General features: G+C 31.5%; 15 protein-coding genes. All 15 read left to right on the top strand.

Annotation, left to right across the window (positions count from 1 at the left end):
* Positions 1-9 precede the first annotated feature (9 nt).
* The 15 genes from KBP50_RS15095 (at position 10) to KBP50_RS15025 (ending at position 15823) form a co-directional block, all read left to right on the top strand.
* Complete coding sequence (locus KBP50_RS15095) at positions 10-1122, top strand: DegT/DnrJ/EryC1/StrS family aminotransferase (protein ID WP_050351284.1); 1113 nt, start codon at positions 10-12, stop codon at positions 1120-1122.
* On the top strand, positions 1123-1782 hold the full coding sequence (locus KBP50_RS15090; protein WP_050351283.1) for a sugar transferase: 660 nt from the start codon (positions 1123-1125) through the stop codon (positions 1780-1782).
* The gene (locus KBP50_RS15085; RefSeq protein WP_050351282.1) at positions 1757-2215 is read left to right on the top strand and encodes a GNAT family N-acetyltransferase; all 459 of its coding nucleotides are present in this window, start codon (positions 1757-1759) and stop codon (positions 2213-2215) included. Before KBP50_RS15090 ends, KBP50_RS15085 begins: the two co-directional genes overlap by 26 nt.
* Positions 2216-2224: 9 nt before the next feature.
* On the top strand, positions 2225-3289 hold the full coding sequence (locus KBP50_RS15080) for a lipid II:glycine glycyltransferase FemX (protein WP_050351281.1): 1065 nt from the start codon (positions 2225-2227) through the stop codon (positions 3287-3289).
* A 41-nt stretch (positions 3290-3330) separates the two neighbouring features.
* Positions 3331-4497, top strand: coding sequence for a glycosyltransferase family 2 protein (locus KBP50_RS15075; protein WP_050351280.1), 1167 nt, complete (start codon positions 3331-3333; stop codon positions 4495-4497).
* A 30-nt stretch (positions 4498-4527) separates the two neighbouring features.
* Positions 4528-5334, top strand: a complete 807-nt coding sequence (locus KBP50_RS15070) for a glycosyltransferase family 2 protein (RefSeq protein ID WP_050351279.1) — start codon at positions 4528-4530, stop codon at positions 5332-5334.
* Positions 5335-5461: 127 nt separating this feature from the next.
* Entirely contained in the window at positions 5462-6376 is a 915-nt protein-coding gene (locus KBP50_RS15065) for a glycosyltransferase family 2 protein (RefSeq protein WP_076362066.1), read from the top strand.
* 410 nt (positions 6377-6786) lie between these two features.
* On the top strand, positions 6787-7545 hold the full coding sequence (locus KBP50_RS15060; protein WP_128743367.1) for an O-antigen ligase family protein: 759 nt from the start codon (positions 6787-6789) through the stop codon (positions 7543-7545).
* 24 nt (positions 7546-7569) lie between these two features.
* Positions 7570-8691 (top strand): glycosyltransferase family 4 protein, encoded by a 1122-nt coding sequence (locus KBP50_RS15055; protein WP_050351276.1) that lies wholly within the window; start codon positions 7570-7572, stop codon positions 8689-8691.
* Positions 8692-8732: 41 nt separating this feature from the next.
* Positions 8733-10004 (top strand): oligosaccharide flippase family protein, encoded by a 1272-nt coding sequence (locus tag KBP50_RS15050; protein ID WP_128743365.1) that lies wholly within the window; start codon positions 8733-8735, stop codon positions 10002-10004.
* A gap of 269 nt (positions 10005-10273) precedes the next feature.
* Positions 10274-11440: a nucleotide sugar dehydrogenase gene (locus KBP50_RS15045; RefSeq protein WP_050351274.1), complete on the top strand. Its 1167-nt coding sequence runs from the start codon at positions 10274-10276 to the stop codon at positions 11438-11440.
* 164 nt (positions 11441-11604) lie between these two features.
* Positions 11605-12522, top strand: a complete 918-nt coding sequence (locus tag KBP50_RS15040; RefSeq protein ID WP_050351273.1) for an LCP family glycopolymer transferase — start codon at positions 11605-11607, stop codon at positions 12520-12522.
* 693 nt (positions 12523-13215) lie between these two features.
* Positions 13216-14499 carry a helix-turn-helix domain-containing protein gene (locus KBP50_RS15035; protein WP_128743363.1) on the top strand — a complete coding sequence of 428 codons (1284 nt, stop codon included), beginning with the start codon at positions 13216-13218 and terminating at the stop codon, positions 14497-14499.
* 17 nt (positions 14500-14516) lie between these two features.
* Positions 14517-14657 (top strand): hypothetical protein, encoded by a 141-nt coding sequence (locus KBP50_RS15030; RefSeq protein WP_156875350.1) that lies wholly within the window; start codon positions 14517-14519, stop codon positions 14655-14657.
* Positions 14658-14869: 212 nt separating this feature from the next.
* Complete coding sequence (locus KBP50_RS15025; RefSeq protein WP_050351271.1) at positions 14870-15823, top strand: response regulator transcription factor; 954 nt, start codon at positions 14870-14872, stop codon at positions 15821-15823.
* Positions 15824-15845 lie beyond the last annotated feature (22 nt).

The raw sequence follows: 15845 nt of genomic DNA, 5'->3' as shown, positions 1-15845 counted from the left end.
GACTTTGGAATGAATGAGCGGATATTTTTAGCATCACCACATATGAGTAAAGAAGGTTATGAATTACAATATGTGCAGGAAGCATTTGACACGAATTGGATTGCTCCTCTTGGTGAAAATGTGAACCAATTCGAAAACGAACTGGCAGATAAAGTCGGAATAAAATCAGCGGCAGCACTATCTTCTGGGACCGCTGCTATTCACTTAGCGCTCAAAGCTGCAGGTGTTGGCGAAGGGGATATTGTATTTTGTCCGTCACTTACATTTTCTGCCTCAGCTAATCCGATTATCTATCAATCTGCAATACCTGTATTTATAGATAGTGATGAAAAAACGTGGAATATGGACCCAGATGCGTTAGAAGAAGCATTTGAGAAATATCCTAATGTGAAGGCAGTCATTGTCGTTCATCTATATGGTCTATCTGCGGATATGGATAGAATTATAGATTTGTGCAATAAATATGATGTAGCTTTAATTGAAGATGCAGCAGAATCATTAGGTTCCTATTACAAAGGTAAGCAAACTGGTACATTTGGAGACTACGGAATTTTCTCTTTTAACGGTAATAAAATTATTACTACCTCAGGCGGAGGTATGCTTATTTCTAACAATGAGGACAAAATAGCTAAAGCACGTTTTTGGGCTACGCAAGCAAGAGATAAGGCAAGACATTACCAGCATAGCGAATTAGGATATAACTATCGGATGAGTAATGTAGTTGCCGGCATTGGAAGAGGACAATTGAAAGTATTAGACGAACGTGTCGCAAAGAAGACCTATATTTTTGATTTTTATAAAAAAGAATTAAAGGATCTTGAGGACATTAATTTTATGCCAACTAATTCTTTTGATGCACCTAATCGTTGGCTTAGTTGTATTACATTGAACGGAAAAGTAAGACCAGTTGATATTATGGAAGCATTAGAAGAAGAAAATATTGAATCAAGACCAATATGGAAACCAATGCATATGCAACCGTTTTTTGAGGCGTATGATTTTATTGGTAATGATGTTGCAGAAAACTTATTTGAAAATGGTGTTTGTCTGCCATCAGATACGAAAATGACAGATGAGGACTTAGGAAGAGTAGTGAAGATTATTAAAGGGTTGTGGTTGTAAGTGGAGAAATATAAGGGTGGTATTTATAGAAGGTTTTTAAAAAGACCTATGGATTTTATACTATCTTTAATTGCTATTATAGTTTTAAGTCCATTACTTATAGTAATTGCTATTTTAGTGAAAACAAAATTAGGCACCCCAATCTTGTTTAAACAAAGAAGACCAGGAATGAATGAAGAGATTTTTACTATGTATAAGTTTAGAACTATGACAAATGAAGAAGATGACAATGGCTATCTTCTTCCAGATAGTGAGAGACTAACTAAATTTGGCGAGTTTTTAAGGTCTACATCTTTAGATGAATTACCAGAGCTTTTTAATATTTTAAAAGGGGATATGTCCATCGTTGGCCCTAGACCTTTATTAGAAAGATACTTACCTTACTATAGTAAAGTTGAAAAGCTAAGACATACAGTTCGCCCCGGTCTTACTGGTCTTGCACAAGTAAACGGGAGAAATAATTTAGAATGGTCTGATCGACTAGAAATCGATATTGAATACGTCCGCAATATTAATTTGTTGCTAGACTTAAGCATAATTCTCAAGACAATAACTAAGACAATACGCAGCGAAGATATTACTGTTGTCGATAAATCTTCTATTAAGGATTTGGACGATGAGAGGAGGACATCTATTGAAAATAAGGGAATTGGGAATTGAAGATTTTAGTACTCATAAAGATACTATTTTAGAAATGTTAATTGATTCTTACACCTCAAACTTTGGTGTATCATACAAAACTAGTATAAGTATAGCTTATGAGAAAATAGATCAAATTCCCTGCTATTTAGAACAAAATAACGCAATATTGGTAGGTGCATTTGAAAAAGGTAAATTAATAGGTATTGTTTGGTTATATAAACATAAGTATTTTAATGAATTAAGACTACATATCAATCAAATTATTATAGAAAAAAACTGTAGGGGTAAGGGCATTGGAACTATTCTTATTACTGAAGTACAAAAAATAGCTAAAGATAAAGGGATAAGAACAATTGATTTACTTGTATCTGAATCTAATCTAAAAGTTGTTGAATTATATAATTCTCTAGGTTTTATTACGGAAAGGCGTCGGATGAAAAAAGAGTTGTAGGAGGAAATTATGCTGTCTTTAATTGAAGCAAGTGATAGAGAAAAGTGGAATAAGATAGTTAAAGGTTTTCGTGATTATGATATATATTATCTAAATGAATACACTAATGCCTTTAAAATACATGGCGATGGTGAACCGGTGCTTTTTTATTATGAGGATTCGAATATTAAAGCCATCAATGTAGTTATGCTCAGAGATATTGCCAATAACATAAATTTCAGTGATACACTTTCTGAAAATCAATATTTCGACATTACAACTCCTTATGGTTATGGGGGATTTTTAGTTGAGGGAAAAGTGACGAAAGATAGTATAAAGCAATTAAATAATGAATACATAGAGAAGTGTAATAAAAGAGGTATTATTAGTGAATTTGTACGTTTTCATCCTGTTCTCAAAAATAGTGATATATTAGAAGGTTTATATGATATATCGGAACTAGGGAAAACTATTACTATAAAGTTGGATTCTCAACAACAAATTTGGACTGATATAACAAGTAAAAACAGAAATATGATAAGAAAAGCAAAAAAATCAGGGGTCTTAATCTATTGGGGAAGAGACGTTAATCTGTTTCATAAATTTAAGGTTCTATATAATGCAACAATGGATAGAGACAATGCAAAGGATTATTATTACTTTGAAAAGGATTTCTATGATAGTATTCTTAATGATTTAAAACATAATTCAATGATTTTTTATGCTTTGTATGAAAACAGGATTATTGCAATGTCCATTATTTTGTTCTCCAATCAACAGATGCATTATCACTTATCAGCATCAGATATAACTTATCGTCATCTTGCACCAACAAATTTATTGTTATATGAGGCGGCGTGTTGGGGATGCGAGAATGGACACAAATCATTTCACCTTGGAGGGGGAATTGGAAGTAAAGAAGACAATCTTTATAAATTTAAAAAGGCATTTAATAAAAATCACCATAACGTATTTACAATTGGTAAAAAGATTTTTAATCAAGAATTATATAATAAATTGACGGAAATACGCAGAGAAAATACATCAGATATTCAAGATAATATGTATTTCCCCAAGTATAGAGCAGAAAACTAAGAGTTTATGATAGTTAAACCTTTTTTACTAGGAGTAGAATAATGGAATTTTTTTTAAAAGCAATATTTTTTTTAAGTGCGTTTATCATATTTTGGGGAATGATTGGCTACCCATTATCTATAAAAATTTTAGGAAGGGTTATTAAGAAAAAAAAAATAATAAAAGATTACTCTTATGAACCAACTGTAACAGTAATGGTAGTTGCTCATAATGAAGAAAAAGTTATTAAAACCAAACTAGATAACCTTTTGGAAATTAACTATCCTAAGGATAGAATAAAATTTTTAATTGCTTCAGACAATAGTAGTGATAGAACAAACGATATAGTTAGGGATTTTATTAATAAGCATACAGATATTGATATTAGGTTATATGAAGTAAAGGAACGCATGGGGAAGACGAATGCTCAAAATGAAGCACAGAAAACTGTTAGAACTGATTACTTAGTTATGACTGACGCTAATTCGATGTTAGATAAAGACTCTGTTAAAGAGCTAATGGCTACTTTTACTTCAGAAGATATTGCTTATGTATCTGGAAAGTTAGTAATAAGCAATGATAGTGTTAATGACGTTAGTAACTCTGAGGCAAGTTATTGGGACAGTGATCTAGAAATTCGAGAAATAGAAGGTAGAATTCAAAGCATCACTGCAGGAAATGGCGCTATATATGCATGTAGAAATGAGAGTTATTACGATTTCAATCCTATTAATAGCCACGATGCATCAATGCCTTTGCATTATGCGTTAAATAACAAAAGAGCAATTTGTAATCATGATGCTATAGCATATGAAAAAGCTGGTGAAACAATTGAGGATGAATTCAGTAGAAAAGTTAGAATGAATCGAGTCATTTTAAAAGCTATATTACCAGACTTAAGGTTACTAAATATTATAAAATATAAATGGTTTTCATATTTTTACTTTGGTCACAGGACTTGCAGATATCTTTTGTGGATTTCTCATTTGTTTCTGCTTATTTCAAATGTTTTTTTAATAGAAGAATCGTTATTTTATCTATTGATATTTATTGGTCAAATTACATTTTATATATTAGCTTTAATTAAAGCTTTTACCAAAATAAATAATAAGTACTTAAATCTAATTTACTATTACTGTATTACCATTTTAGCACAATGGGTTGGTGTATATAATATCTTTACAGGTAAAGCAAAGCCTTTTTGGGAAAAAGCTGAAAGTACAAGATGAAATACTAATTTATTTTTAAAGGGGTTTGAAATGAAACTTCAAGTTTTAGTATCTACTATGCATCAAAAAGATAAAAGCTTGTTAGAAAAAATGAATATTCAATCTGATGCAATAATAATTAACCAATGTGAGACTAATAAAGTAGAAGAACTAAAATATAATAAATACAACATAAAATTTATGTCATTTAGTGAAAGAGGGGTTGGTTTAAGTAGAAATAATGCGTTAATGAGAATGGATGGAGAAATTGGTTTGATGGCTGATGACGATATGGTTTACCGAAATGGCTATCCAAAAACAGTTATTGAAGCATTCAAGAAAAATCCTCAAGCAGATATAATAATGTTTAATGTACCTATTCACATGAAAAATGGGGGAACAATAAAAAAAATTAAGAAAAACGGTAGAGTAAGAATATTCAATTCGTTAAAATTTGGTACAGTAAATATTGCTTTTAAGAAGGAATCTATAATAAAAAACAATATCTTTTTTTCTCTGTTATTTGGTGGAGGAGCACGTTACGGTTCAGGTGAAGATAGTTTGTTTATTAGAGATGCTTTTAAAAAAGGTTTGAAAATATACTCGTCAACAGATATTATTGCGGATATAAAGGAGAATCAATCAACTTGGTTTACGGGGTATAATGAGGATTATTTTTTTGATCGTGGGGCCCTTTTTCAAGCATTAGGCGGCAATTTGATATCATTTTTGTTAATGTTTCAGTTTTTATTACGAAAAAAAGAATTATACGATGAATATATAGGTCCACTATGTGCTTTTAAGCAAATGTTGAAAGGAAGAAAAGATTTTCTTAAAAGAGATGATATTAGCTCATAATTATTACCATATTTTCAATTTATTTTGTTTTTTAGAACTTATAGATCCTAACAACTACTTTTTCGATATGGAGTAGAGAAGGTTTAATTATATAAATAAAAAATTAAAGAAGTAGGAACTAGTTATGATGGAGAACACTAAGAACCCAATTGTTAGCATAATTATAACTACATATAAACGGTCAGATATGTTGAAGAGGGCAATAGATTCAGTACTGAATCAAAGCTATAAAAAAATTGAAGTTATTGTAGTTGATGATAATGAGCCAAGCACTCAATATAGAAAAGAAACGGAGTTAATATTAGCTGATTATGCTAGTAATCCTAAAATTAAATATATCAGGCATCCCAAAAATATGAATGGGGCTGCTGCGAGAAATACTGGAATTAGGAATAGTAAGGGGAATTACATTTGCTTTCTAGATGATGATGATTGGTATCTATCGGATAAAGTAAAAGAACAAGTAATGTATTTACTAGACAATAAAAAATTTGACGGTGTTTATTGCGGGTGGAATAGAAACAATAAAGAAGTTATACCTACTAAAGAAGGTGACCTGACTTTTGGTTTACTTAGTGGTACTCATCTTGTGCTTACGAATACCATTATGATAAAAAGAGAGGCAGCAATACTTTGTGGTGGGTGGGATGAAAGATTTCAACGTAATCAGGAGGCTGCTTTTTTATTAAGATTTTTCAATCATGGATACCGATTAGGTGTAGTAAAAAAAGTATTAGTTCAATTTGATACTAGAGACCGTTCAAATGTTGCTGACCCAAAAGAAAATGAAGAAAACTTTAATTTTTATTTAAAGATTCATGAGAAACAAATAGAAGCATGTGATAAGGTATATAAAAATGGTAAAAAAATTATCTATTCTTATAGATATAGAGGAGTCTTGTTAAATTATATTAAATGTAAAGAATATCTAGCTGCTTTTAGGTTTTACTTAAGAGTAATTAAATTTATTCCTTTAAGATTTAATATAGATTTACTAATATATATAACAAAAAAAATAAAGGATTGTACTGTTAGGTTATGAAAAAAAGTAATATAAATGAATTTTTATTTGTTTTATATTTGTTTTTATTTAGTTTGTTAAAGATTGTAACAAGTAATTTCCCGCAGCTTTCAACTTATTTATTGCTTGCCAGCGTAATATCTATATTATCATTCTCACTATTATATAATAAGTTGATACTAAACATCCGAATTTTATTTTTTGTTTTTACTATACTTTTTTTGTTAGGTATTGATCTTTTGTTTAGAAGAAATATTGAGTTAGATAACTACGTATATAATTTTATAATTTACTGTATGATAACGATGTACTTATTTTCGCTTGTTCACAATAAAAAACAAGTTCTAATTTACTATTCTTACTTTTCATTTGTTCTATTCATACTTTATTTTTGGGATCCGTTTGTTGGTTATATGTTTACTACGGACTATATGAGTTTTGGATTTAATTTCATGCTTCCTGCATTCACAGGTTTATATATCGGAGGTAAATATTTAAATATAAAATGGATGAAAATAATTTCCTTTTTTGCTTTCATAGAAGTTGTAATATTTGCTAACAAAGGGTCAGCTTTAGCAGCTTTATTTATTGTGTTTTTATTTAACGTTATCCCTATAAAAAAATCTATAAATAAGAAATCAGTAATAATTAAGGGGACATTTTTATATGGAATTATATTTATAGGTTGTTATCTTGTTTGGAATAATTTAACTAATATGCTTAACTTTTTAATAAATTTAACAGATAAATTGAATTTTAATAGTTATTCTTTATCTACATTTAAAAACATGTTAATTTATAACTCTTTTGAAATTGGGTTGACTGGGCGGGAAATATTATGGCAAAAAGCAATTGAATATTTTAAAATTAATTTTCTAATTGGTAACGGTACTGCAGCATTTCATAGTTCTTTTGGTGTGTACCCTCATAATTTTATCTTAGAAATAATAACCTCTTATGGATTACTAGGATTGTGCGTTTTCTTTATAATTTGGTCTAGATCCTTTAAAGTTATGTTAAATAGTGCTTTCTATGACAAAATATTTTATATGATTATTTTTTCTTTATGGTTTATACCTTTATTTTTTAGCTTGAATATTTTTGAAAGTAAAGAGTTTTGGGTTTTTATGATAATTGGATTTAAAGAGATACATGCAGTTGTTAAAAAAAGTACTAAGACACACTATTAATATAATAAAAAAGGATTTGAAATTATGCGTAGAATTTTTATAACATATCGTTCTTTTTTTGATATGGAGGGAGAAAATTATACAGTTGGTGGAATTCAAACTTATATAAGGCAATTAGCCAAGGTTATAGAAAGGAGAGACGAGGTACCTGTAATAGTCCAATTTTCTAATAGGAACTTTAAGAAAAAATATAACAATATAGACGTGCACGGTGTTAAAGTAAATATGTCTTCTAAGGAAAAAAAGAAAGCAAAAATTTTGACTGAATTTGTTGAGGAGTTGTCTGGAAATGATGATGTAATTATTTTTGCAACAGAGGATTTATTTGTTCCTACCTCAATAAAACACGTTATAGCAATACAACACGGAGTTGGCTGGGATATTCCAAATACTAATCATTTTACAAAAAGATATCTATTATTAGAAGTGATTAGAAAGTCAGTAGGTAACTACCTGAGATTAAAGAAAATAAGAGAAATTAAAAATATTGTTTCAGTTGACTATAATTTCGTAAATTGGTATAGAACACAGGTGTTTTGTAATAAAAATGCCATATATCCGATTCCAAATAGCACCAAAATAAAAAAAAGTATACCAGCCAAAGAAAAAGACATTATAAGAATCATGTTTGCTAGAAGGTTTGTTCAAGTTCGTGGAACAAGATTATTTTCAAATGTTATAAAGGTAATTATGGAAAAATATGGAAATGTGTATGTTACTTTTGCGGGTGAGGGACCGGATGAAGGATATCTAAAAAAAATGTTTAATAAAAATCCGAAAGTTGAATTTATAAAATATAAAAGTGAGAATAGCCTTGAGTTTCATCAAAAACATCACATTGCTGTAGTTCCAACACTGGGATCAGAGGGGACATCCTTATCTTTGTTAGAGGCAATGGCCTCTAAATGTGCAGTTGTTGCAACTAATATAGGTGGTATGGCAAATATTTTAATAGATAATTATAACGGTTTTTTAATAAATCCTGATGAATTAGAACTATATGAAGCTATTCAAAAATTGATACTAAATGAACGCTTAAGAGAACGTTTGTCAGCTAACGCCTATAACACTGTATTAGAAGGGTTTAATAATGAACTGTGGGAGAAAAAATGGAGTAGAATTATCGATAAAGTTGTTGAAGAGTAGCACACAAAAAATATTACTGTTTGGCATGGAGAGGAAAAAAAGTGAAGTTATTCAATAAAATTTCAAATAATAATTTTACTAAAAGTGTTCTTTTAGTTTCTGGAGGAACAGCATTTGCTCAATTGCTAAATACTGTTCTTTCTCCCGTTATATCTAGAATCTATCTCCCAGAAGAATATGGTGTTTTAACGTTGTATACTTCAATTTTGGGTTTTTTAACGATTATTAGCTCGTTAAAATATGAACATGGAATTGCAATAGCTGATAATGATAAAAAGGCTATAAATGTTTTAACTTTAAGTCTTATCATTTTATTTATTTTTGTTAGTTTAATTACTTTAATATTTGTTTTAATTAAAGTTATTAATTTAGACTTTAATTTTAAGTATTCTTTTCTTATTCCTATAGGAATTTTTACAACTGGTTTATATAGGATTTTTATGCAATGGTCTTTTAGAAAAAAAAACTTTAAATCCATCTCTAAAACCAAAGTAAGTCAGAGTATTTTCTCGAATATTACTAAAATAAGTCTAGGAATATTAAATTTTAGTTCAGTTGGACTTATCTTAGGTAATATTATAGGTGGAAGTGCAGGTATAAGAACATTATCATCACAATTAAGAAAATCAGAGAGAAATCTCTTTAAATCAGTAAATAAAAAAAGGATTATCTGGAGCGCTAAAAGGTATGTGAACTTCCCAATTTTTCTAGCTCCTAGCCAATTGCTAAATGCTGCTGGCATTCATGTACCGATTTTTTTCTTGACTTTTATGTATGGGAATCAAATGTTAGGGTTTTATGGTTTAGCAAATACATTAGTAAATATACCCACCTTATTAGTAGGAAATTCAGTTGGAGATGTCTTTTATGGTGAGGCCGCTAATATTGGAAAAAAAGAACCTGAAAGATTAAAAAAGTTATCAATTGTACTATTTAAAAAATTATTGTTAATTGGAATTATTCCTTTAATAGTAGTTATTTTATTTGGACCTTATTTTTTTTCAATTGTATTTGGTTCAAATTGGCATGAAGCGGGAATATACGCAAGAATTCTTAGTTTTATGGTTTTTACTAGACTAATATTTATGCCGATAAGTAGAGTGTTTGAAGTTTATGAAAAGCAAAAAGAAGCTCTTTACTTAGATATGCTCAGATTTACTTTAGTGTTATTGGTTTTTATATTTTCAATTCTAATGTCTTTAAACCCATATTGGACAGTTTCATTATATTGTCTAGTCATGTCACTAATATATTTTCTTACGTTTTTCTTGGCACAGAGAATAATAAACAAAGAAATTATTTCGAATGATTAAACAAATATTGTTAGTGAAAATATTGACCTAGATCCACAATTAGAAAAATAGTAAAATTCTTCCTTGAAATCAATCTAAATATAATTATACGTAAAAATAAATAATTTGAGCTATTAATGTTTGAAATAAATATAGATATAACACTTGAATAATTGTTGATATTATAGATCTACCAATTAATGATTTAATAATAGTAGATTAAAAAATATAAAGGTATAAATTATTAGGATATGAAATTTAAAGTAACTACAATCTAGGAGGAATTTCTCATGAAAATCGCAGTTGCAGGAACAGGGTATGTTGGCTTAGCAAATGCCGTACTTTTAGCACAGCATAATGAAGTGGTGGCACTTGATATTCTGCAGGAGAAAGTAGATATGATCAATAGTAAACAATCTCCTATTGTGGATGCAGAGATTGATAGTTTCCTTAAAAATAAGAAAATGAATTTACGTGCTACAACTGATATAGAAGAAGCGTATAAAGATGCTGATTATGTGGTTATTTCCACGCCGACCAATTATGATCCCGATAAGAACTATTTTGATACATCAACCGTTGAATCCGTTATTCGCAATGTATTAGATACAAATCCTAATGCCGTAATGATTATTAAGTCTACTGTACCAGTTGGTTATACGAAAGAGATTAGCATTAAATTTGCTACAAGTAATATTATCTTTTCTCCAGAATTTTTACGTGAAGGCAAAGCTTTATATGATAACTTGAATCCATCTCGCATAATTGTCGGGGAGCAGTCAGAGCGTGCAAAAGTATTTGCTGATTTATTAGTTCAGGGTGCAGAGAAAGAGGATATTCCTGTTTTATTTACGAGTTCAACAGAAGCAGAAGCAATTAAACTATTTGCCAATACATATTTAGCTATGCGTGTGTCGTTCTTTAATGAGCTAGATTCCTATGCAGAGGTTCGTGGTTTGGACTCTAAACAAATTATTGAAGGGGTATCGCTAGACCCTCGTATTGGTGGGCATTATAATAACCCATCATTCGGTTATGGTGGTTACTGCTTGCCGAAAGATACGAAACAATTATTGGCAAACTATGAAAATGTGCCGAACAATATTATCCAAGCAATTGTGGAAGCAAATCGGACAAGAAAAGATCATGTTGCTAATATGGTTCTGGAGCGTAAACCGAAAGTGGTTGGGATTTACCGTTTGACCATGAAGACAGATTCAGACAATTTCCGCCAATCTGCTATTCAAGGTGTCATGAAGCGCATTAAAGCCAAAGGCATTGAAGTGATTGTCTATGAACCAGCATTACAAGAAGAAACATTTTATAACTCTCGTGTCGTCAATGACCTTGAAGCATTCAAAGCAGAAGCAGATGTCATTGTTGCTAATCGACTGGATGACAATGTTCGAGATATAGCTGACAAAGTATATACAAGAGACTTGTTTAGCAGAGATTAATCATCGACTCGCATGATGACAGATAGACCTAATGACAGCTTTCAAGCTGCCATTAGGTCATTTGTGTTTGACTTAATATGGTATACTTTTAAAGTAGAAATATCCAAGCATATCAAATTGTCGAATGACTGAAAATACAAGAAAAGAAAGTACAGGTGAAACCGATGAAACGAAGGGAAAGAAAAAAATCACGTAAGCTTTGGCTGAAAATTCCACTTGCCATCATTTTAGTACTTATACTAGGCGCTGGTGGTTACGCATTTTCCATATATAACAACGCAAAGTCAACTGTAAATGACAAAATAAATGAGCCTATAGATACGATTGATACAAAAGTAGCTAAGAAGAAAGTAAAGGCGACAGAGTCATTAAATATCTTACTTCTTGGTATCGACGAACGAGATGGCGATCGTGGACGTTCTGATGCATTAGTAGTGCTATCTTTAAATCCAAAAGAAGATACTATGCAACTGGTCAGCATTCCTCGTGATACACGGACGACGATTGTTGGAAAAGGGATACAGGATAAAATTAATCATGCCTATGCCTATGGCGGTGCTGATATGTCTGTTGCTACGGTAGAGAACTTCCTCAATATCAACCTAGACTATTATGTGCGTATGAATATGGAAGGTTTAGAGGAACTTATCGATCAGCTGGGCACTATTCAAGTCGATAACGAAGTAGAATGGGATGACGGTCAATATCAATTTATGAAAGGTCCAGTAGAATTAGACGGTGATAAAATGATGCACTTTGTCCGTATGCGTAAGCAAGATCCTGCTGGAGATTTTGGTCGTACCGAACGTCAGCGTAAAGTTATCGAAGGGATTATTGATAAAGGCGCTAGAGTTGGCTCTGTCAACAAAATTAATGGCGTGATTGACGTACTTGGTGATAATATGGCAACGAACATGGATTTTGATGATATGAAAGAATTACTATTCGGATATACGGATGTGCGGAAAAATGTCAATAGCTATATGATGCAAGGAAGTGGCACCAAGATTGAGGGCGTTTATTACTATATGGTCCCAGAGGAAGAAGTATCCAAGGTTCATGGAATGATAGCGGGGATTTAGACATAAAAATATCAAATTTAATGTCGTTAGTGTGTAGAAAAAGATCTTTTTACTCCGAATATAACGTGCTGTAAGCCTCCTACTTCAGGAGTTAACTGTACTGCAACAAGGCTAAGCACCTATATACCAGATTTGTTCAGAGGTCCTTAGATCATACCCTTGGACTACTAACAATCAGTGGGGGATGAATGAAAACCTCCACTGCTTGAGAACTTTATCTTTACTTTATTCCTCCCTTCCCGATAATGAAATAAAGGGAGCTCGTAAGTTTAGAAAAAACTACAGCTTTTTCCATAGAAACTTGGTGAAAGCTGTAGTTTTTCTTGTACTATCCTATTTACCCCTACCCCCGCAATTAATGGGGCTTGGGGATTAAATAGACATAAAATCGCCAAAATATACTAATATATCACGTAATTTTTGGAATTGATTTGGTGTTTTTTAAATAAGGACTTTTTCAGTGGCTTCCTGATACTAGGGAGTTTTTCGATGCTCTGTTTAGATCTTATTACTACCTAATTTAGTAACATAGGTTAAAAAATTAGCATATTCTCCTGTTTGATGAAAATTAGTAAGTTATAAAGCTAAATTCAGCTCAAAAAACACGTAAAAATCAGATTATTTTATCAATATGATTTTTCTGAATTAATGTTATAATATAACTAGATAAGCATATTAATTTTAGAATAGCGGGTGAATTTAGTGGATATCGGCTCACTTATTAAATTGCACCGATTGAAATGCAAAATGACACAAGAAGAATTATCGGAGGGCATCGTTTCCTTGTCCTATCTATCAAAAATAGAGAATCAAAAGACTAATGCAAGCCCAGAAATCCTCCAGTTACTCTGTAATAGATTAGGAATTGAAATTTCGGAAGATACAGATAGAGAGATTGAGGAGAAGTGCAAAGAATGGTATGATATGTTGTTTGATAAGCATGATAAGAAGGTAATGACAGAGAAGTATGAAGAATTACAACAGCTAATGGAGCATAAGATTAATAAACATACAATTATGTTTGAAATACATACAATCCGTTACTATATCGTCTTACGTGATTTGGGGAAAGCTTTACATAAAATGAATAAACTGCATGATATGGTTGATTCTTTTAACTATGAAGAAAGTTATTACTGGCATAAATTTAAAGGGAACTATTATACACATAAAGAAGTTCATCAAGAAGCGTTGCGGAATTATAAATTGGCAGAAGAAGTAATTCGTTTAGCCAATATCGATGATAAAGAAATAGCTGATTTGCATTATGCATTATCGATAACCCATAATTATCTACGTGAAGATTTAGCGGCTGTAGATTATGCGAATCAGGCAATGGCGGTATTTCAGCAAAACTATAACTTTAACCGCTGTGCGCAATGTCATATTTTATTAGGTATATCGTATCAAAGGGTAAAAGATCTAGATACGGCAATAAAAAACTATAATCTGGCATTGCACTTAGGAAAATTAAATAAAAATGAAAATATCGTTTATCTAACGCATTATAATTTGGGGTACCTTTATTCCATGATGGGAATTTCAGAAGAAGCGATTAAACATTATTCATTAGCTATAGAAACGAAAGATTTAGCAGATAAAACTAAATTAGATGCACTTACTCATTTAGTTCAGGAACTTCACACGATTGGTGATTATGAAAAAGCAAAAGCGTATTTGCATCAAGCTAAGGAGATATTAGAATTAGCTAAATGCAAATACGATGACTTTTACAACGGATATCACAATTACATGATTCAAGTATATACGTGTTTACTCTATGGCGATTTAAAGAAGTTTAAATCGATATTAACAGATGACTTTATACCTTACTTAAAACAACAAGGAGATTATAGTAATTTGGTATTTTATGCGAAATTGTTAGCTACTTACCTAGAGGAAATGGGGAAGTATAAAGAGTCTGTTGAATATTATAAATTAGCAAATAGCAGTTATGACCAATTAATCAAGTTGTAATCGGGGAGGGATATCGTTTGAAAAACTTAGTAATGACAATGGCATGTGGAGTTTTACTTATCGGTGGATTTTTATTCACGAATAAACAATATGAGGATACCGCATCACGTCCTCCAAGTCCAACGTTTACAATGTCAATTGATGATGTAAAAATGTAAAGGAATCAATGCACTTTACGTAAGCGTCAAAGAGCGCATATCTTCGTATAGATATGCGCTCTTATATGTTTACCTAAATCCAGCACTCCACTTCCATGATGATAAAATGCGAATCATCGAAATTATCCTTTTTGTGAATGAGCTTTTGTAAAAGACTTCATGGTATACTAAACATTGTAAAAAAGATTATTCGTTTGAACAGGGGTTTGCATATGACACAATTTACAATTCATGAAAAGATGATACATAGTGAGTTATTGCCGCCATTTTCCCTCACCATTGAAGGTGCGTATACGGCTACGGTTTATAGTGATATGGACATGCAGGATGAGCTGATAAAAGTCCTGCAAAATAACGGGAATTACACTATTTTTGATCAACAGGAAGGCTTGTATCAACGGCTTACGGTAGAAGGGAACATCGCTTTTTTTCATAAATGGTTCCATTGTAAGACACCTTTAGCGGAGATTCTCGTATTGTTTTCCTTGCAAAACAGTGCTAAAAAGCGTTTGCATACATGTTCGGAGTCGGAAATTCGTCGGGTTTATTATGCGAAATATTTCATGAGTGGTGTGCAACCGATGATTTTTTGTGAACCCGTCCATGGTGCGGATGTTAGAACAATGGATGCTTTTATCCATATGCTGCAAAAGTTAAAGGAAAATCAAGTGCCTGTGTTAATTTTGGTTTCTAATATGGAACACGCATTGTTGCTTGGTGATATAGCGTACAAACTGCAAAAAAACGGTCTACAGCAAATTGAACTGGATGAAGGGGAGCCGAGTGTAGGAGAGGAAAGTAATAGCTCTGGTACAACAATGACGACGAGCTTTTTCAAAATCCCGGCAAAAGTCGATGATAAAATGATATTGTTTGACCCTTTAGAGATTGATTACATCGAGAGTCAGGACGGGAAAGCGATGATCGTCGTAAATGATGAGTCTTATGCCTTGGACTCCACACTTGGGGACATGGAGAAAAAATTAGCAGTGTACGGTTTTTATCGCTGCCATCGATCTTACATTGTCAATTTGCAAAAGGTTCGTGAAATTATTACATGGTCAAAAAATACGTATTCTCTCCGAATAGATAATCAATCCCAATCGACCATTCCGCTGTCACGAACAAAAATACAAGAAATTCAGGACAAATTTAGCTTGAAGTAGGATTCGTTTAATATTTCTTGGC

Origin of the sequence: Virgibacillus pantothenticus, assembly GCF_018075365.1 — a bacterium.
In the GTDB taxonomy this organism is placed as follows: domain Bacteria; phylum Bacillota; class Bacilli; order Bacillales; family Amphibacillaceae; genus Virgibacillus; species Virgibacillus pantothenticus.
The sequence above is the reverse complement of the archived record's forward strand: the minus strand, read 5'-3'. Positions and strand labels throughout refer to the sequence as shown.